The organism is Arcticibacter sp. MXS-1 (assembly GCF_041902385.1).
Lineage (GTDB): Bacteria > Bacteroidota > Bacteroidia > Sphingobacteriales > Sphingobacteriaceae > Arcticibacter.
In genome coordinates this window covers 2,703,370-2,721,032 of sequence record NZ_CP169244.1, presented here as the reverse complement: position 1 = coordinate 2,721,032, position 17,663 = coordinate 2,703,370, and the positions used below count along the sequence as shown (strand labels likewise).

General features: G+C 46.8%; 20 protein-coding genes and 1 tRNA gene. 9 read left to right on the top strand and 12 right to left on the bottom strand.

Annotation, left to right across the window (positions count from 1 at the left end):
- Positions 1-245 precede the first annotated feature (245 nt).
- Entirely contained in the window at positions 246-1,091 is an 846-nt protein-coding gene (gene accD, locus ACES2C_RS11815; RefSeq protein ID WP_374163312.1) for an acetyl-CoA carboxylase, carboxyltransferase subunit beta, read from the top strand.
- Between the two features lie 136 nt (positions 1,092-1,227).
- Here the strand turns inward: accD and ACES2C_RS11810 are convergent, their stop codons facing one another.
- The 4 genes from ACES2C_RS11810 to glmM all read right to left on the bottom strand — a co-directional run bounded on the left by ACES2C_RS11810 (position 1,228) and on the right by glmM (position 4,618).
- The gene (locus ACES2C_RS11810; RefSeq protein ID WP_374163311.1) at positions 1,228-1,377 is read right to left on the bottom strand and encodes a hypothetical protein; all 150 of its coding nucleotides are present in this window, start codon (positions 1,375-1,377) and stop codon (positions 1,228-1,230) included.
- A gap of 5 nt (positions 1,378-1,382) precedes the next feature.
- A complete protein-coding gene (locus ACES2C_RS11805; protein ID WP_374163310.1) occupies positions 1,383-2,000 on the bottom strand; it encodes a hypothetical protein in 618 nt (205 codons plus the stop codon).
- A 79-nt stretch (positions 2,001-2,079) separates the two neighbouring features.
- Positions 2,080-3,222 (bottom strand): cysteine desulfurase family protein, encoded by a 1,143-nt coding sequence (locus ACES2C_RS11800; protein ID WP_374163309.1) that lies wholly within the window; start codon positions 3,220-3,222, stop codon positions 2,080-2,082.
- A 1-nt stretch (position 3,223) separates the two neighbouring features.
- Complete coding sequence (glmM, locus tag ACES2C_RS11795) at positions 3,224-4,618, bottom strand: phosphoglucosamine mutase (RefSeq protein ID WP_374163308.1); 1,395 nt, start codon at positions 4,616-4,618, stop codon at positions 3,224-3,226.
- Between the two features lie 168 nt (positions 4,619-4,786).
- On the opposite strand from glmM, the gene ACES2C_RS11790 reads away from it, so the two are divergent.
- The 3 genes from ACES2C_RS11790 to ACES2C_RS11780 are packed head-to-tail and all read left to right on the top strand — an operon-like array spanning position 4,787 to position 6,793.
- Entirely contained in the window at positions 4,787-5,524 is a 738-nt protein-coding gene (locus ACES2C_RS11790) for a class I SAM-dependent methyltransferase (protein ID WP_374163307.1), read from the top strand.
- A complete protein-coding gene (locus ACES2C_RS11785) occupies positions 5,517-6,098 on the top strand; it encodes a phosphatase PAP2 family protein (protein WP_374163306.1) in 582 nt (193 codons plus the stop codon). The genes ACES2C_RS11790 and ACES2C_RS11785 overlap by 8 nt, the downstream gene beginning before the upstream one ends.
- Positions 6,080-6,793: a ZIP family metal transporter gene (locus ACES2C_RS11780; RefSeq protein WP_374163305.1), complete on the top strand. Its 714-nt coding sequence runs from the start codon at positions 6,080-6,082 to the stop codon at positions 6,791-6,793. The genes ACES2C_RS11785 and ACES2C_RS11780 overlap by 19 nt, the downstream gene beginning before the upstream one ends.
- 2 nt (positions 6,794-6,795) lie before the next feature.
- Here the strand turns inward: ACES2C_RS11780 and ACES2C_RS11775 are convergent, their stop codons facing one another.
- The 8 genes from ACES2C_RS11775 to ACES2C_RS11740 all read right to left on the bottom strand — a co-directional run bounded on the left by ACES2C_RS11775 (position 6,796) and on the right by ACES2C_RS11740 (position 12,713).
- A complete protein-coding gene (locus ACES2C_RS11775) occupies positions 6,796-7,248 on the bottom strand; it encodes a MarR family winged helix-turn-helix transcriptional regulator (protein WP_374163304.1) in 453 nt (150 codons plus the stop codon).
- Positions 7,249-7,310: 62 nt separating this feature from the next.
- Complete coding sequence (locus tag ACES2C_RS11770; RefSeq protein ID WP_374163303.1) at positions 7,311-8,252, bottom strand: MBL fold metallo-hydrolase; 942 nt, start codon at positions 8,250-8,252, stop codon at positions 7,311-7,313.
- On the bottom strand, positions 8,249-8,848 hold the full coding sequence (gene coaE / locus ACES2C_RS11765; protein ID WP_374163302.1) for a dephospho-CoA kinase: 600 nt from the start codon (positions 8,846-8,848) through the stop codon (positions 8,249-8,251). Before coaE ends, ACES2C_RS11770 begins: the two co-directional genes overlap by 4 nt.
- Before the next feature lies 1 nt (position 8,849).
- Positions 8,850-9,794: a YbbR-like domain-containing protein gene (locus ACES2C_RS11760; protein WP_374163301.1), complete on the bottom strand. Its 945-nt coding sequence runs from the start codon at positions 9,792-9,794 to the stop codon at positions 8,850-8,852.
- A gap of 98 nt (positions 9,795-9,892) precedes the next feature.
- Positions 9,893-10,174: a preprotein translocase subunit YajC gene (yajC, locus tag ACES2C_RS11755; RefSeq protein WP_374163300.1), complete on the bottom strand. Its 282-nt coding sequence runs from the start codon at positions 10,172-10,174 to the stop codon at positions 9,893-9,895.
- Between the two features lie 24 nt (positions 10,175-10,198).
- Entirely contained in the window at positions 10,199-10,642 is a 444-nt protein-coding gene (locus ACES2C_RS11750; RefSeq protein WP_374163299.1) for a DUF1573 domain-containing protein, read from the bottom strand.
- A 4-nt stretch (positions 10,643-10,646) separates the two neighbouring features.
- Positions 10,647-11,594 (bottom strand): transcription antitermination factor NusB, encoded by a 948-nt coding sequence (gene nusB / locus ACES2C_RS11745; protein ID WP_374163298.1) that lies wholly within the window; start codon positions 11,592-11,594, stop codon positions 10,647-10,649.
- A 30-nt stretch (positions 11,595-11,624) separates the two neighbouring features.
- Positions 11,625-12,713 (bottom strand): Glu/Leu/Phe/Val dehydrogenase, encoded by a 1,089-nt coding sequence (locus ACES2C_RS11740; protein WP_374163297.1) that lies wholly within the window; start codon positions 12,711-12,713, stop codon positions 11,625-11,627.
- A gap of 271 nt (positions 12,714-12,984) precedes the next feature.
- On the opposite strand from ACES2C_RS11740, the gene ACES2C_RS11735 reads away from it, so the two are divergent.
- The 5 genes from ACES2C_RS11735 to ACES2C_RS11715 all read left to right on the top strand — a co-directional run bounded on the left by ACES2C_RS11735 (position 12,985) and on the right by ACES2C_RS11715 (position 17,468).
- Positions 12,985-14,775 (top strand): ABC transporter ATP-binding protein, encoded by a 1,791-nt coding sequence (locus ACES2C_RS11735; RefSeq protein WP_374163296.1) that lies wholly within the window; start codon positions 12,985-12,987, stop codon positions 14,773-14,775.
- A gap of 82 nt (positions 14,776-14,857) precedes the next feature.
- Positions 14,858-15,187, top strand: a complete 330-nt coding sequence (locus ACES2C_RS11730) for a DUF3276 family protein (protein WP_374163295.1) — start codon at positions 14,858-14,860, stop codon at positions 15,185-15,187.
- A gap of 157 nt (positions 15,188-15,344) precedes the next feature.
- Positions 15,345-16,175, top strand: coding sequence for an agmatinase (speB, locus tag ACES2C_RS11725; protein WP_374163294.1), 831 nt, complete (start codon positions 15,345-15,347; stop codon positions 16,173-16,175).
- A gap of 67 nt (positions 16,176-16,242) precedes the next feature.
- A complete protein-coding gene (gene ychF, locus ACES2C_RS11720) occupies positions 16,243-17,343 on the top strand; it encodes a redox-regulated ATPase YchF (protein WP_374163293.1) in 1,101 nt (366 codons plus the stop codon).
- Between the two features lie 53 nt (positions 17,344-17,396).
- A tRNA-Arg gene (locus ACES2C_RS11715) sits at positions 17,397-17,468 on the top strand.
- Positions 17,469-17,663: the final 195 nt, after the last annotated feature.

The window sequence follows — 17,663 nt, the reverse complement described above, 5'->3', positions numbered from 1 at the left end:
GAACAGTCGCGGGCACAGTCCACCAAACCTAGCTCCCGCCCCATTCACTGCTCTTTACTGCACTTTTAAAATTCAAACAGCCCTGCCGCAAAAGCGACTGCGGTTGCAAAGTGACAAACTGAAGCAAAAACGGCTATAGAGGCACTTTGTTTCGCACGAAGCCCGACAAAAGAATTTATGTGACTTCTTTATGCCGGGGCATTTCTTAAAATTTTCGTTTATTTGCACAGCTTATTCCACTTGATATGGCTTGGTTTAAAAGAGAGAAAAAAGGAATTATTACTTCTACAAGAGAGAAAAAAGAAGCTCCTGACGGTATATGGAACAAGTGTCCGCAGTGCAAAAAGCCCTTACACTATGCCGAGCAGGTGGAGAACAAGTACGTTTGCCATTATTGCAGCTACCATTTGAGAATAGGATCGAAGGAATACTTCTCCGTTCTTTTCGACAATAATGAGTTTACAGAGCTCTTCGAAAACCTGCGTTCAGGCGACCCCCTGAACTTCAAAGACACCAAGACGTATAAAGAACGTCTCGAAGACAGCTACGCCAAGACAGGTCTTAAAGACGCCATCCGTGCGGCTCATGGCAAGCTCAACGGACTCGATCTGGTAGTCGCCTGTATGGATTTTAATTTCATCGGAGGCTCCATGGGTTCGGTTGTTGGCGAAAAGATCGCAAGGTCTATTGACTATTGCATCGAGAAAAAGATCCCCTTCCTGCTTATTTCGAAGTCAGGAGGAGCGAGAATGATGGAAGCTGCATTTTCCTTAATGCAGATGGCCAAAACTTCAGCGAAGCTGGCCTTGCTGAGTAAAGCGAAGATCCCCTACATATCTCTTCTTACAGACCCCACCACGGGAGGCGTCACTGCCTCTTACGCTATGCTTGGTGATATTAATATCGCAGAACCTGGTGCCCTCATCGGCTTCGCCGGCCCGCGAGTGATAAAGGAAACGATAAAAAAAGATCTCCCCAAGGGATTCCAGACATCGGAGTTCGTCCTTGAACATGGGTTTCTGGACTTCATCACCGACAGGCGTGAGATGAAGGAAAAGCTGGGTACTTTCCTGGCTCTCATGAATTCCTAGTACCGAGGTATATAATAATAGACAAAAGGTTATAACCTGAAGATGGCCGGTAAGTGTACATCGGGCAGAAGCCTCACTTCCACACCGCACGGCACCTTCAGATTATAACCTTTTGTTATTTAAGTTCGCTGTCCACCTAGCGTAGGATCTTTCCCGGTGGAATTAGCACCACTTGCCCGGTCGATCTTCCGCTTCCTCTTTTTTGAGGAGGATGGATCAGCTTCTCCGATGGAATATCGGTAGGCTGCTGGCCTGTATGGTTATGTTTTGCTTTTTCGTCTGACATAACCACTATATTTCGCTTCCCGGGCCACCAGGTATTCCCGGTTCATGTCCGATCATCCGGCCGGTCTTTCTAACTTCGCGGCGCGAAGACACTCCTGAGTCGTCCGTGTCCAGCATTTGCGGAGCATCTGTTGCTGTAGTTGCACGCGAGGTGTCCAGATCCTCGTCATCATTCAGCAGATCTTCATCGTCATCATCCTCCCATGCAGCCTCTTCATCGTCGTCCGCTACCCCAACGTCATCATCCATCAGCAGATCATCATCGTCGTCGTCATCATCATACAACTCGTCATCATCCGGATCGTTCTGACTACTGGTTGTAATATCTACAATCTCGTCATCATCATCGGCATACTGATCTGTGTCCACGTCGAGCTCATCCTCGTCTGTCAGAAGATCATCCTCCTCGTCATCCAGGGGACCACTGGTCCTCATGGCATTCAGGTCATCCTCATCTATATCATCGCCTAAGGGAGTGACTTCTGTATTTTCGCCCAGATCATCGTCATCGTAGGATAAATCATCATCCTCATTCGGTTCTTCCGGAGGGCCTGTCTTTAAATTTCTCAGAGAATCAACTCTTAGATCTTCCTGAAGTTCAGGAGTGGTTTCAAATAGTATCATAGGTTATAAGCTTATGTTTCAACTTGTATAATAAACACTTAGCCTTACCCTCTTTGTTTGAACCAATAAAAAATAAATCTTAGGACAGTACCTGCACTTTACAGATCTCTTTTAACTTGCCGACCGTGTAATCAATCTCTTCTCTTGTATTGTATTTACTAAATGAAAAGCGGACAGCCGGCCTGTTGGGATTTGCGCCTATAGCTTCCAGCACATGAGACCCGATATTAGTGCCCGAACTGCATGCACTTCCTCCCGAAGCTGAGATGCCGGCGATATCCAGGTTGAAGAGCAACATATCCGCCATTTCCATCTCGGGGAACGACACATTCAAAACGGTATACAAACTCCGGTCAGGATCAGTCTCGCCGTTGAACCTGATATCGGGGATGGCAGCCTCCAGCTGTTCCTTCATATAACTCTTCAGTGCCTGTATATAAGTTTTATGTTCGTCCATCTCCCGGTACGCAATTTCCAGCGCTTTGGCAAGGCCGGCAATGCCGTAGAGGTTTTCCGTTCCTCCCCGCATGTTACGTTCCTGCGATCCGCCATAAATAAGCGGGCGGATCTTAACAGCATGATTAATATAAAGAAAACCGGCTCCCTTGGGGCCGTGAAATTTGTGGGCTGCGCAGGTGATAAAATGAACATGGATATCCTGAAGATCATGCGGATAATGTCCCATCGTTTGAACGGTATCACAATGAAAAATAGCGTCAAAACGCTGGCAAATCTCTCCTACCGCTTTAATATCCGTCAACGTCCCCAGCTCATTATTAGCATGCATCAGCGACACAAAACTTCGCTCGTTGCCGGCCAGTAGCTCTTCAAGGTGCTGAAGATCGATATTCCCCTTTTCATCAGTCCTGACGAAGCTCAGCTTAATGAGCCCGTTGTTCTCCAGTGCTTCAAGAGTATGGAGCACTGCATGATGTTCGGTTCTTGATGTAATTGCATGCTTCAGCTGATAATCGGCAATACCTGAACGGATGGCCATGTTATCCGCTTCAGTTCCTCCCGAAGTAAAGAATATTTCAGACGGGGCCGCGTGAAGCAGCGTGGCAATTGTCTTCCTCGCTTTTTCAATGGCCGCTCTCGACTGCCGTCCATGCGAATGAATGGAGGATGGATTGCCATACTGGCTCTCCATCATTTGGTACATTTCCTTCAGCACTTCTGCATCCAAGGCTGTTGTCGCAGCATTATCAAGATAAACTTTCATTTCAATCGTTGTTTTCCTGCAAAACCTCTTTAATATCGGCAATGATCTTATTAGCGAGATTATTGGCGATGGTCTCAGAATTGCCCTCTGAATAGATCCGAATAATAGGTTCCGTATTAGAACGCCTCAGGTGCACCCATTGATGCTCGAACTCAATCTTCAGCCCATCTATTGTTGAATGCGGATGCTTGCTATACTTTTCGCGGATCTTCTCCAGGAGGCCGTCAATGTCCATACCTGCAGTGAGCGTGATCTTATTCTTAGAGATATAGTATTCCGGATAAGTACTCCGAAGTTCCGAAACGGTTTTGCCACTACGCGCCAGATGGGTAAGGAATAATGCAATACCCACCAATGCATCCCTGCCATAGTGCAGTTCAGGATAAATCACCCCGCCGTTTCCTTCTCCTCCTATTACAGCGCCGGTTTCTTTCATTTTGTTAACCACATTCACCTCTCCTACTGCGGCGGCGTTATACTCCGCTCCCGCGCGCTGTGTTACATCGCGCAAAGCTCTGGTTGACGACAGGTTCGATACCGTATTTCCCTTCTTGTGCCCAAGGATGTAATCGGCGACAGCAACAAGGGTATACTCCTCTCCGAACATGTTCCCATCCTCGCAAACAAAGCAGAGCCGGTCGACATCAGGGTCAACCGCTATTCCCAGGTCAGCCTTCCGGCTCACTACCTCCTGCGACAGCGCAACGAGGTTTTCAGGAAGAGGCTCAGGATTGTGAGGAAAGTGGCCATCAGGATTGCAGTACAGCTCATAAACGGTTGTTACGCCGAGCGCCTTCAGAAGAGCAGGCACAAAGATTCCGCCTGATGAATTCACACAGTCGATAGCCACCCTGAAGTTCGCCTTTTTGATCGCTTCTGCGTCAACTAAAGGCAGATCAAGTATCCTGGTGATATGCTTTTGAAGGTACGTATTGTCAAAGGTGATACTCCCCAGCGTATTCACATCGCTAAAGCTAAAATCAGCCTGCTCGGCAAGCTCCAGCACCTCCTTGCCTTCGGCATCGTTGATAAACTCTCCTGAAGAGTTCAGGAGCTTAAGGGCGTTCCACTGCTTCGGATTATGGCTGGCTGTGATAATGATTCCGCCGCCCGCATTTTCTTCAGTAACAGCAATCTCTACCGTGGGGGTAGTAGACAACCCAAGATCAACGACATCAATGCCGATGCTCTGAAGTGTGCCGGCCACCAGATTACGAACCATCTCGCCTGATATCCGGGCATCCCTGCCAATTACGATCTTATTCTTGCCTGTCTTAGAAGCAATCCACTTCCCAAAAGCTGCAGTAAATTTAAGTATGTCAACCGGTGTAAGGGCATCCCCAGGCTCGCCGCCAATAGTCCCTCTGATTCCGGAAATTGATTTTATTAGTGTCACGGTTTACGTTTTAAGGAGGTCAAAAATAACGAATAAATGCGGAAGCTGAAAGGTGCTAAATTTAAAGAAGGGCCGCAGCGCAGGGGACATACCATCAGAAATCGCACATTTGCCAGAGCATCCTTGTCAAACACTTTCCTTATATTTGCAACTTTGTAATTTTATAGCATGCCTGATAAATGGTATCAAAACTGGTTTAACTCCCCATATTATCATATTCTCTACCAGCAGCACAATAGCTCCGAGGCCGAGTTCTTTATAGATAACCTCTGTTCTGTTCTGCATCCTCCGGCGGGAGCAAGAATTCTTGACATTGCGTGCGGGCGTGGGAGGCATTCGGTATACCTCAGCAAGAAAGGGTTCGACGTAACGGGCACCGACCTCTCCCATGCCAACATTGAGTACGCCAAGCAGTGGGAAGGCGATCATCTCCACTTCTTCGAACACGATATGAGGAGCCTTTTCTATATTAATTACTTTAACCTGGCCCTCAACCTGTTTACGAGCTTCGGATACTTCGACAGCGAGAAAGATCACGTAAATGCACTTACCGCCTTTCGTAAGTCACTCCGGCCTGATGGCATACTGGTCCTCGACTACTTCAATTCCGAGAAGGTGTTAAAGAACCTGGTGCTGTCCGAGTCAAAGGTCGTAGACGGTATAGACTTCTCACTGCATCGCCGGGCAGAAAAGGGCAAGATCATCAAAACAATAGAATTTGAACAAAACGACAAGAAATTCCGGTTCCAGGAAGAAGTCTGCGCCTTTACCCTTGCCGACTTTGAGCGCTTGTTTGCTCTCAGCGGCTTTTCCATTATTCAATATTTCGGGGATTACGCACTGCGTCCTTATGAGTCATCCGGGTCAGATCGTTTAATCTTTATTTGTCGCAAAGTCCATGCTTGAGCAACTCCTGCAATTTGATCACCGCCTGTTCCTCGGCATTAACCAGGGGCTCGCAAATCCTTTCTTCGACTGGCTGATGCCCTTATTGAGGAATAAATATTTCTGGTCGCCTCTGTATTTATTTCTGATCGTTTTCTTAGTCAGAAATTATAAGAAGAACGGAGTGATCTGTATATTTTTCCTTCTGTTAACCTTCGCAATTGCCGATTTCTTCAGCGCATCCATGTTGAAACCCTTGTTTGAGCGGTTGAGGCCCTGTAATGAACCCGGCTTTCAAAACGACATTCGCCTTCTCGTTTCCTGTGGGAGTGGGTTCAGCTTCCCATCCTCGCACGCATCCAACCACTTCGCTATCGCCATGTTCTTAAGCACCGTTTTTTCTAAACGGTGGAAACCTCTGCTTCCCTTGGCGCTCCTTTGGGCTTTTGCAATATCCTTCGCGCAGGTATACGTAGGAGTACACTTTCCCATTGATGTAACCGTTGGCGCAATACTCGGGTGCACGGTAGGCTACGTTACAGGCACCATATTCTCAACCACTTACATGGAGCAAGCATGGGATACTGGCAAATAATTATCCTTTTCTTTAGCTGTTTCGCCGGAGGCCTCAGCATCTTTTTCTTTCAGAAAGACAATACCCGGCGCCTCAAGCTCATCCTGGCTTTCAGTGGCGCTTACCTTTTCGGAATTACCGTCTTACATCTCATTCCCGACGTATATAGCGGTCACCACCACGAAATCGGATTATATGTACTGGGCGGATTCCTCTTTCAGGTTGTACTTGAACAGTTTTCCGACGGCATCGAACACGGCCATATGCACAAGGGCGGCCACGCCCACAATGCGTTCCCTTACGGGATTATGGTCAGCCTGTGCCTGCATGCATTTCTTGAGGGAATGCCGCTTGCCGAAGGCCATCAAAATGAACTCTTATTCGGAATTGCGCTGCATCATATTCCGGCAGCGTTCGCACTTTCCAGCGTTTTGCTTCAAAGCGAGGTCGAAAAGGCCAGAATCATCATCCTGGTGATCCTGTTTGCAACCATGTCTCCCGCAGGTTTTTTACTTAGCTCCTATATCAGCAGCGGCAGTGCAGGAAACATATCTGCCTACTTCGATCGGATCATGGCTGTTGTAATAGGCATTTTTCTGCATATCTCAACCACCATCCTGTTTGAATCAGGAGTAGATCATCACTTCAACCGGAAAAAGCTAATTGCGGTACTTACGGGAACCGCCGTAGCTGTGTTGAGTCTGCTCCTGCATTGAGATCACCCCCGCAGCTTGTCGAGGAGAACATTCAGCTGTTCTGCTTCCGACTCGCTGAGATTCCGTCTGAGGATGTCCTCTGGGGTCACAATAGGGTCAAGTTCTCTCAGGATATTTAACCCTTTCTCAGTGATCACGATATCAACCGCGCGCCGGTCCGCTTTGTTGATCGTGCGCGTTACCAGATCCTTTTGAACCAAGCGTTCTACAATGCGCGACGCGTCAGACATCTTATCCAGCATGCGCTCCTTCAGAAGGTTGATCGTGGCGGGGTTAGGATACTGGCCGCGTAATATCCTGAGGATATTGTATTGCTGCAAGGTGACTTCTTTGGTACTCAGCCTTTCTTTCACAAGACCGGTCACCCAGCTATAAGAATAAATAAGATTGACAACCAGCTTGTGGTAGTCGCTTTTAAACCCGGTGTTTTGGTGGATCTCCTTCTCTAATTCCATGAGTTCTAAACTAATTCAACATGACGATATGTTTGCCCCAGGTCCATTTACAGTTCGACGTATTAGAGTAAAATCTTGACAGGCAGCTTGCCTTTAAAATATTCCTTCAGATGTTCACCTTTCCCGTGTAAGGTCCAGATCTCTGTGGGTTGCGACAGCTCCACCAGATGTAAGATATCTTGCCAGTCGGCGTGATCGGAAATGTATAACTCCAGATCGTTTTGTCTCTGAAGTCTTTCCCATCCCGACGCAAATACCCTTAAAACTCCTTTCGCTCTGAAATAACAATCAAATGTAAGAGGAGGAACGATATAAACAAACCCCTGCCCCGGAGATTTCATCAATTTTCTGTTGTAAGGAAGATATTTTCCCGGGGAATACGAATATTCGTCATAAATCCTCGTGAGCGGAAGGATTGAGTGATGCAAAAGAACCGTCCTTTCCGGACAATAGGTATTGATCAGGGAAATAAGGCGCTGGCTCTTGCCAAGCGCATAAGCCCCAAGGAGAACATTGTGCATGGAGCTATTGAGTTTCTCGATCTCCGACTCTGCGGCGGGATGTGAAATGGCCGGATCAGCAAAGGTAGTCTCTGTAATAAGGACATCAGCCCTTACAACCTCCACCGCTTCACAAGTCGGATCATCCTGAAACTTAATATCTCCCGTATAGACGTACCTCGTATTCTGATACTCCATCAACACCTGCGCAGAACCAAGAATATGGCCGGCAGGGATGAGAGTGATTTGCACACCACCTATATCAAAGGGCTGGTGGTACGAATGGATGACGAACTGTCGGGCGGCATTCTTGCTCAGCCGTGCCCTCATCAAGGAAGCGGTCGGAGCAGTGCAATACACCATGTGGTTGCCAGGGCATGCATGGTCGCCGTGTGCATGCGATACAACAGCTCGTTCAGCTGGCTGCTGCGGATCAATATAAAAGTCCCCATACCGGCAGTAAAGCCCTTTCTCATCGAATACTAAAAAATCTGCCAGTATCATCGCTTTCTGCTTTCTTGGAGAAGCCGCTCGTGCAGGAGTAACACCTGGGGGATCAACAACTGTGCTTCGTCATTAAGCACAACAAAATCTGCCCGCGCCTCTTTATCCTCGTCGCTCATCTGCGCATCCATACGTCTCACTACTTCTTCTTCGGTTATCCCATCCCTCCCTACTACCCGCCTTATCCGCAGCTCTCTCGGCGCCTTGACAAGAATAGTATAGTCGCAGTCGCGGTACGAGCCACTTTCAAATAAAATTGCCGCTTCTTTTAAAACATATGGAACTTCCTTCCGGGCAGCAGCCCACCGATCAAAATCCCTGAACACAGCCGGGTGGACCATTCCGTTCAATGCCGCTAATTTCCCGGGATCGGCAAATACCACCGCAGCCAACGCCTTTCGATTCAATATTCCATCCTCGCTGTAGATATCACGACCGAAGGCCTGCCTGATCTGGGCCATCAGCACTTCGTCAGAATGCATCAGATCCTTTGCCCTCTGATCAGAATAATAAACCGGCACGCCAAGAATTTCGAAAAACTGACAGACCGTCGTTTTTCCCGACCCTATTCCTCCCGTAATTCCCAGCTTAAGCATACTACCTCGTGACAAAAAAATCAACTATTTGGGGCTCCGTCTTCACCTCCTTACAGTAAGGAGGAAACTTCTTAAATTTCACCGGGAGCTGCGACGCTCCCCTTACCTGCCAGTCATCCAGGTCAACTACGGCGCTGAACGACTCCCTCTCTACGGCTGCATAATTACTTAGTGCTACTAAAACCGTTACCTTTACTTTTTCCGGCAGGAGCTTCACACTGCGCCCTTTTGCATTAACAACTTTTACCGGCACCTCAATCACTTTCTCGGTAAATTTATCAACCGGGATTTCCGCCTTAACAGTCAGTGGGTAGATATCTACATTATTTCCAACCGGGGGAGCCAGAGATACGCGAGCAACGATAGAAGAACGAACTTTCTTCCTATGGAGCACCGTAGTGGGCCAGAACGCGGTCTTTCTCACATCTTCCGCTGCGCCATTTACAACCACCCGTGCAGGTGTCAGCTTCACAGGCCCCGAGATTCCGTAAGTATTGTCAAATGTAAGATCCGTTGTCAATTTAACAGGCACTTTCCTGAGCACCCGTCTAGAGAAGTCGAAAAACAGGGTATCAGGCGATACCGAGATGACGCGCTGACTTGACTCAAACTGTCTGTTAAGCTCGTTCAGCTGGTTGGAGACAACAATGTAATTCCTGATACTAAGGTTTTTAAGGCTAACATCAACTGCTCTCGGATTTAAACGGAGTCGCGCAAAAAGCAGCTGCCAGCCAGTGCCCTCCACCTCAAGCGACACGCTGTCGTCCTGCAAAGGATGATACGCCTTGCTTTCGGGCGGCTCTATATAATTGATCCTTGTCTCTACCTTGTATTTGTAACGTCCTGATAAGGCGATGGCCAGCCATGTTAAAATAGCAACAACTAAACAGGTCAGAAATACAGTGGTCCTGCGTCTTTCAATCCGGTTAAGTGTAATAAAAGCCATTGCATCCCAATTTTTACAGGAAGGTAGTAAAACAAAAGTATCAGAACCGGCGCATAATTAAAAAATGCACAGCTCTGATACTCGTATTCAGACGAAGCTTATTTAGCCGTGTTCAGCGCTTTGGAAGCATCGAGTGATACGGCAGACTTATCAAAGCGGATCTTCGCGCCACTTTCAACTTCAATTAGAAAAGTCGTGTCAGTAATATCAACGATCTTTCCATGGATGCCTGCAGTGGTAACCACCTTATCACCTCTTTTCAGTTCATCGATATATTTCTTGTGGTCTTTTGCCTTTTTCATTTGCGGCCGGATCATAAAGAAGTAAAAAACTACTATGATCAGACCGAACATGATCATTTGTTGCAATCCTGGATTCATATATTAATTATTAGATTTAACTTATTATTCTTTGGTAAGTACCTCACCTGTCAAATAAAGCTGCACAGTTGCCGGTTGTGCATTGGAAGTGATCGTCACAGCCTTATTCTGCAGTCCCTGCTTTCCGGTGCTGTTAAATACAACTTTGATCTCACCATCCTCCCCGGGGGCTACAGGATGATCGGGCTTTTCCGGAACTGTACATCCGCAGCTTGCCGTAGCGTCCGATACAATGAGTGGACTCTTCCCCGTATTCTTAAACTTGAAACTATAAGATACCTTCTCGCCTTCCTTTATCTTACCAAAATCGTAGCTGGTTGTTTCAAAAGACATGACTGCCGCTCTCGACGCATCAGCCTGTGCAGAGGTCTGAGTACTGTCAGATCCTGCATTTGATGAACCCTGATTCTTACATGCTGTCATACTGAGGGCCGCACCCGCCAGTATAGTAATAAAAAACGTTCTCATATAACTATTCAATTAAACCTCTTCCTGCTTTCCTTATTTTCCCGGCAGCCTTCAAGTCCGCAAGGATCTTGTCGAGTATACCATTAATAAAGAAGTTGCTTTTGGGCGTACTGAATTCTTTAGCGATTTCAATATACTCGTTCATCGTTACTTTAACAGGGATAGATGGAAAATGAACAAGTTCGGCGATAGCCATTTTCATCAGCAATACGTCGATTATCGCAATGCGCTCGGCATCCCAGTTCTGAGTCTTCTCAGAGATATACTGTTGATACTCCTCGTCAAAAGCAATGGTACGACCAAATAAATCGAGTATATACTCCCGGTCCTCAGACCAAGCCGGGCTGATCTGCGCAAGCTTATTCGCTGATGGGTTTTCACTCTGGAAGTTACTGAAGGTCTTCGCAAGCATTGCCTCCATTACCTCCTTATCTACCGGCCAGTTGATGAATTTCTCCTCAAACACCTGCTCAATAGAGGGAGTTACTCTGATGATTTTCTTATAAATATACTTAATGATTTCTTTTTCAGCCCGAAGGTCGGTTTCGGGGTTATTCAGATAGGCCTCATACTCCGGGGCCGTCTTCAGGATGTTAAAAATATTCTTGGCCACTTCCGGGTCGAAGCTCCATGACACCTTGTACTTCTTTACATTGCCCTGGTAGTCTGCATTTTCCCTGAGCAAGGCAATAAATTTGTTTCCTGCAAGCTTGGTATTTGCATTTAAATCACTTTCGCTTGGCAAATACTTATTTGCCCGCTCATCCGCATCCGTCAACACATAGTCGGAGACATCTGTCAGTAAAGCAAGCAACCAGATGTACATCTCGTAAACTTCATCTACACTTTCCAGCAATCCCTTCTGGAACTCCTTTATTGTTTTCTCCTCTGACTGATGATAAGCATATAATGCCTGCAACACTTTTACCCTCAGATGCCTTCTGTTTAACATGTTATAAGAACGACTTTTTTTAAATTAAAATTAGTATGACGCTTTAATTTTACGGATATCCTCAATCCGCTTTTCAGCAATTATGTTCGCAGCCTTCATGGCTGGGATATTCTCTTCTTTTGATTTCTTTAAAACTTTGCGGGTGGCAGAGTAAATATTTTCGGCGAGCTGAGCTGTTCTCTTTCTGCTATAACCCGTCAGCTCCGAATAGCAGTTGATCATCCCTCCGGCGTTAATGAGGTAGTCAGGTGCATAGAGTATGCCCTTGTCAAGAAGCATCTGTCCGTGAAGCTCCTCGTCTGCAAGCTGATTGTTAGCAGAGCCGGCAATGATCGAGCATTTCATCCTGGGGATGGTTGCCGAGTTGATCGTGCCGCCCAGTGCACATGGGGCGTATACGTCGAACTCCAGATCAAAAATATTATTATTGGAAATCGCTTCGGCTCCGTATTTCCGCGCCACCTGGATCAGTCTTTCCTCGTTAATGTCACTCACATAGACCTTCGCGTTCTCCTCGCGCAGCAAGTAGACGAGGTTCTCTCCTACCTGCCCTATTCCCTGTACGGCAATCGAACGTCCGGCCAGACTGTCATTGCCGAACATTTCGCGAACACAAGCCTTAATACCCATCACCACGCCTTTAGCAGCTACAGGAGAGGGGTCTCCTGCTCCTCCCATCGATTCAGGCACACCCGTCACATATTGAGTCTCCATTCGGATATACTCCATGTCTCTGGGGTTTGTACCAAGATCTTCCGCAGTAATAAAGGATCCGTTCAGATTTTTTATAAACTTCCCAAAACGGCGCATCAGCGCTTCTGTCTTGTCGGTGCGGCTGTCGCCAATGATCACCGCACTGCCTCCCCCGAGGTTCAGGCCGCTGATGGCAGCCTTGTAGGTCATTGTACGCGATAAACGCAGGACGTCCTGCAATGCGTCTGCCTCGGTCTTATAGCTCCACATTCTGGTTCCGCCCAGAGCAGGACCTAAAGTTGTATCATGAATAGCAATGATCGCCTGCAAACCTGTATCCTCATCACTGCAGAATACAACATTTTGGTGTGAACAATTACTAAGCTGATTAAAGACAGAACTTGCTTCAAAAGACTTTAAAGACATATCGAACCGAGGGAATTTGGGTCAAAAATACTATTTTTTTAGCAAATCGATGTTGAGTGCCTTTTATTTATTCTCGCAGTCAGCAACACAGCTTCCCACCAGCACCGCTAAACCCTTGCTGCTTGATCACTGAGCTCCTTATTGCACGCGCCGCCGTACCACGACCGGGAAGACCCAGCTCCCCTGTCATTCCATATCAGCGTCATTTTGTGGCGGGCAACAGGTCAGAGCATGAGGGTCATTTTAAAATTCCCTACTTTTGTGCCTTCAAATGAAAGAGCTTGCCTACCTCAATAAATTCTTTTATAAATATCGCTGGCGTCTTATTCCTGGCGTCCTCTTCGTTATTATATCAAATATCTTCGGGGTCCTGCCTGCCCAGGTGATCCGGGTGGCTTTTGATCTTGTGAATGAAAATATAAGTATCTACCGCCTATATCAGGGTTTCGACAGACAAGGCCTTGTTTACAGTATATTCAGCTCAAGTGTCCTCCTGTTTGGAGCCACCGTATTGTTGCTCGCCTTACTGCGCGGGATCTTTTTATTCTTCATGAGGCAAACCATCATCCTGATGTCGCGCCATATAGAATATGATCTGAAAAACGAAATCTATCAGCACTACCAGAGGCTAACGATGGGCTTTTACCGACGCAACAACACGGGCGACCTGATGAACCGCGCAACAGAGGATGTGAGCAGAGTGAGAATGTATGTAGGACCGGCAATCATGTACGCTATCAACACGGCCGTGCTCTTTATCCTGGTTATTTTAGCGATGGTGAACGTCAACCTCAAACTTGCCGTCTACAGCTTGCTGCCACTCCCTATCCTGGCGTACGCCATCTATAAGGTACACAACGTCATTAACGAGAGAAGTGAACGGATCCAGGAGCAGCTTTCCACCCTGTCGGGCTTTGTGCAGGAAACCTTTTCGGGCATACGCGTAGTGAAAGCCTACGGAAGGGAAGCCGGCATTCGCGCCAAGTTTGCAACAGAAAGTGAGGCGTATAAAAAAACATCTTTAGATCTGATACAGGTTCAGGCGCTCTTTTACCCTTCCATGCTTCTGCTGGTAGGACTGAGCACCCTGATCACCATCTATATAGGAGGTACAGAAGTGATGAACGGCACCATCACTTCTGGTAATATTGCAGAGTTCATCGTCTACCTTAATCAGTTGATGTTTCCGGTCATGTCACTGGGCTGGGTCACCTCCCTGATACAGCGCGCTGCCGCTTCTCAGAAGCGCATAAACGAATTCCTGGGAACCCATCCCGACATACCCGCAGAGAGCGGGACTAAGTTAGACCTGAAAGGACACATTCAATTTAAGAATGTCGGTTTTACCTACCCCGACACAGGAATAAAAGCATTAGACGACGTATCATTTGAAGTACGTCCGGGACAGTTCCTGGCCATCATTGGCAGAACCGGATCCGGAAAGTCTACCATTGCCAACCTTCTGCTCCGCATGTATGATGCCAGCAGCGGAGAAATTATAGTAGACGGACACCCTATTCGCTCCCTCAATTTAAGAGACTACCGGACCCAGGCAGGCTTTGTTCCTCAGGAAGTCTTTCTGTTTTCTGATACCATCGCCAATAACATCGCCTTCGGCCGCTCTACAACCGACATGGCGGAGGTAGAACAGGCTGCAAAAGATGCTGCAGTTTACGACAACATCACCGGCTTCGAGAAAGGATTTGAAACAATGATCGGAGAACGCGGCATTACACTTTCGGGCGGGCAGAAACAGCGCCTTTCCATCGCCAGGGCACTCATCAAGAAGCCTCAGCTCCTGATATTAGACGATTGCCTTTCTGCTGTAGATACCAGGACCGAGGAAGAAATCCTCAGCAGACTCGGCAAGAACATGACCGACAAAACCGCCATTATAATCGCTCACCGAGTTTCAACTATTAAAAACGCTGATAAAATCCTGGTTCTTGACCAGGGAAAGATCATCGAGCAGGGGAATCACCAGGAATTAATAGAAGCCAAAGGCGTTTATATGGAACTTTATGAGAAACAGCTGCTCGAGGATCAGCAGTCACTGGCTTAAATTTGCAAACAGCTTAAAAAATGTATTTTGAAGATTAAAAATTATTACATTATATTTACCGCAACCAAACTTTAACTATAACATGGGAGATTTTGAAAACAAAGAGAGAGAAGAGGTTTTTTCAAAAAAAGTAAGAGCCGGTAAGCGTACCTATTTTTTTGATGTAAAAGCAACACGGTCTAACGACTATTACATCACGGTTACGGAGAGCAAGAAGCGTTTAGAGGACGGAGTTTTCGTGAAGCACAAGATTTTCTTGTACAAGGAAGATTTTGAAAAATTTTCTGAAGGGCTGAAGGAAACAGTTGAGTACATCAAGGCAAATCAGGATGTTGTAGAAAAAAGATACGAATTTAATGAGAGCCATGCTGAGCCAGCACGTGCTGAGGATGACTTCTCTTTTGAGATATAACCCTTATCACCTTTAAAAGTCTTTAACCATCTCCGTTAACTCAGAGATGGTTTTGTTTTTATATAAGGTTTCCACAACGCCAGATTTCTTATCTTTGCCTTTTATTTTTATGAAGGCAACAGCGCAACCCAATTTTTTAGGCTTACAGGATTCGTCTTTGTATTCATATGAAAAGAGCAAGGTCGTGATCCAGCAGCTCCCCTATGAACACACCTCTTCGTACCTGAGCGGATCCGCGAAAGGACCGGAAGCGATCATAAAAGCTTCTGAATTTGTGGAGTGCTACGATGAAGAGACGGAACGTGAGATTGTAAACAAAGTAGGAATTGCCACCCTTCCTGCGGTTGACTTTACCGGAAAGGTAAATGAAGATGCGGTAAACCTCATTGAAGCCGAAACATCAAGCCTTCTAAAAGACAACAAGTTCGTCATTTCCCTGGGAGCAGAACACACGGTAACATACGGTATCGTAAAAGCTTTTTCCCGTAAATATAGCAACCTGACCGTGTTACAGATCGATGCTCATTCCGATCTGCGGTCTACTTACCACGACAACAAATACTCGCACGCCTGCGTAATGGCTCGTATCCATGAGATGGGACTTACCATATGTCAGGCAGGCATCCGGGCACAATGCAAAGAAGAGGCAGAACTGATCAAAAGCGCAGACAACATCCACACATTCTACGCTCATCAGATCAGGAAAAATCCTCTCTGGATAGAGGAGCTGATCTTCCCCATGAGCAACAACGTGTACATCACCATAGACGCCGACGGCTTTGATCCCTCTGTCATTCCTGCTGTTGGAACTGCAGAACCCAATGGTCTGTTCTGGACAGAAACAACCGAGCTGCTAAAAGCGGTCTGCAGAGAACGGAACGTCGTAGGCTTTGACATTGTGGAGTGTGCCCCTCAGCAAGGCTCAATCATTTCCGAATACACACTGGCCAAGCTGGCCTACAAATTAATAGGTTACAGGTTCGGTTAAAGAACTGGAACTAAATCATCAAACGCGTCGGTCTTATCCACGAATAAATTACAAGAAATAAGTATAAATGGCTTTACAATGCGGAATCGTTGGTTTACCCAACGTAGGAAAATCAACCCTCTTTAATTGTTTATCTAATGCAAAGGCTCAGGCAGCCAACTTCCCTTTTTGTACCATTGAGCCTAATGTGGGCGTTATTACGGTGCCTGATGAAAGGCTGACCAAGCTCGCTGAACTGGTAAACCCCAACCGCATCGTTCCAAATACCATCGAAATAGTTGACATTGCCGGACTGGTAAAGGGTGCAAGCAAAGGAGAAGGACTGGGGAATCAGTTCCTTGGCAACATCCGAGCAACAAACGCCATCATCCATGTGCTCCGTTGCTTCGATGATGGCAACGTGGTGCACGTAGACGGCTCGGTTGATCCAATACGCGACAAAGAGATTATCGACACCGAACTGCAGCTGAAAGATCTGGAAACGGTCTCCAAGAAGATACAGAAGCTAGAGAAGATGGCCAAAACAGGCGGCGACAAAGAAGCGAAGAAAGCCTTTGAAGTCTGCAGCGTAGTAAAAACACATCTTGAAGCGGGCAAGTCAGTCAGGACTGCGCCCGTTTCCGAGGAGGATAAGGAATACATTGCCGATCTGTTCCTGCTCACGGCCAAGCCGGTCATGTACGTTTGTAACGTTGATGAAGGTTCGGTGACCACCGGAAATGCTTATGTTGAAAAGGTAAAGGAAGCGGTAAAAGAAGAAAATGCAGAAGTGCTGATCATCTCAGCGAAAATAGAATCAGAGATTGCGGAACTCGAAAGTTATGAAGAGCGCCAGATGTTCTTGAACGACCTCGGCCTTGAAGAATCGGGCGTAAGCCGACTAATTCGCGCTGCGTACAAATTACTCAACCTGGCCACCTATTTCACAGCAGGAGTTCAGGAAGTCAGAGCCTGGACCATTACGCAGGGCTTTACCGCCCCCCAGGCCGCCGGAGTGATCCACACCGACTTTGAGAAAGGATTTATCCGTGCTGAAGTAATTAAGTACGACGACTTCGTTAAATACGGGTCAGAAGCAGCATGCAAGGAAGCAGGAAAACTCAGTGTGGAAGGCAAGACATATGTGGTGGAAGACGGAGATATCATGCACTTCAGATTTAATGTCTAACATTCTTGTCCTGTAAGGGCGGAAATTATATATTTGTGCCACATTACAGAACTGCACCCGTAGTTCAATGGATAGAATGTCAGATTCCGGTTCTGATGATAGGGGTTCGAATCCCTTCGGGTGCACCCAACGGGACAACGTCAAATTTTGATCGTTTGTCCCTTTTTTTGAAGACGATCCACTATTGTCTGTGGCGACGGGAAGGCTACTTAAAAGCAACCTCTTGCAGGAGATATGCACAAAAGGAGTTCATTGATAGTTTCATAGGTTCATTTGGAGTAGTTACGTACTAGGTTCGCTGTACAAATGCCATTGATACT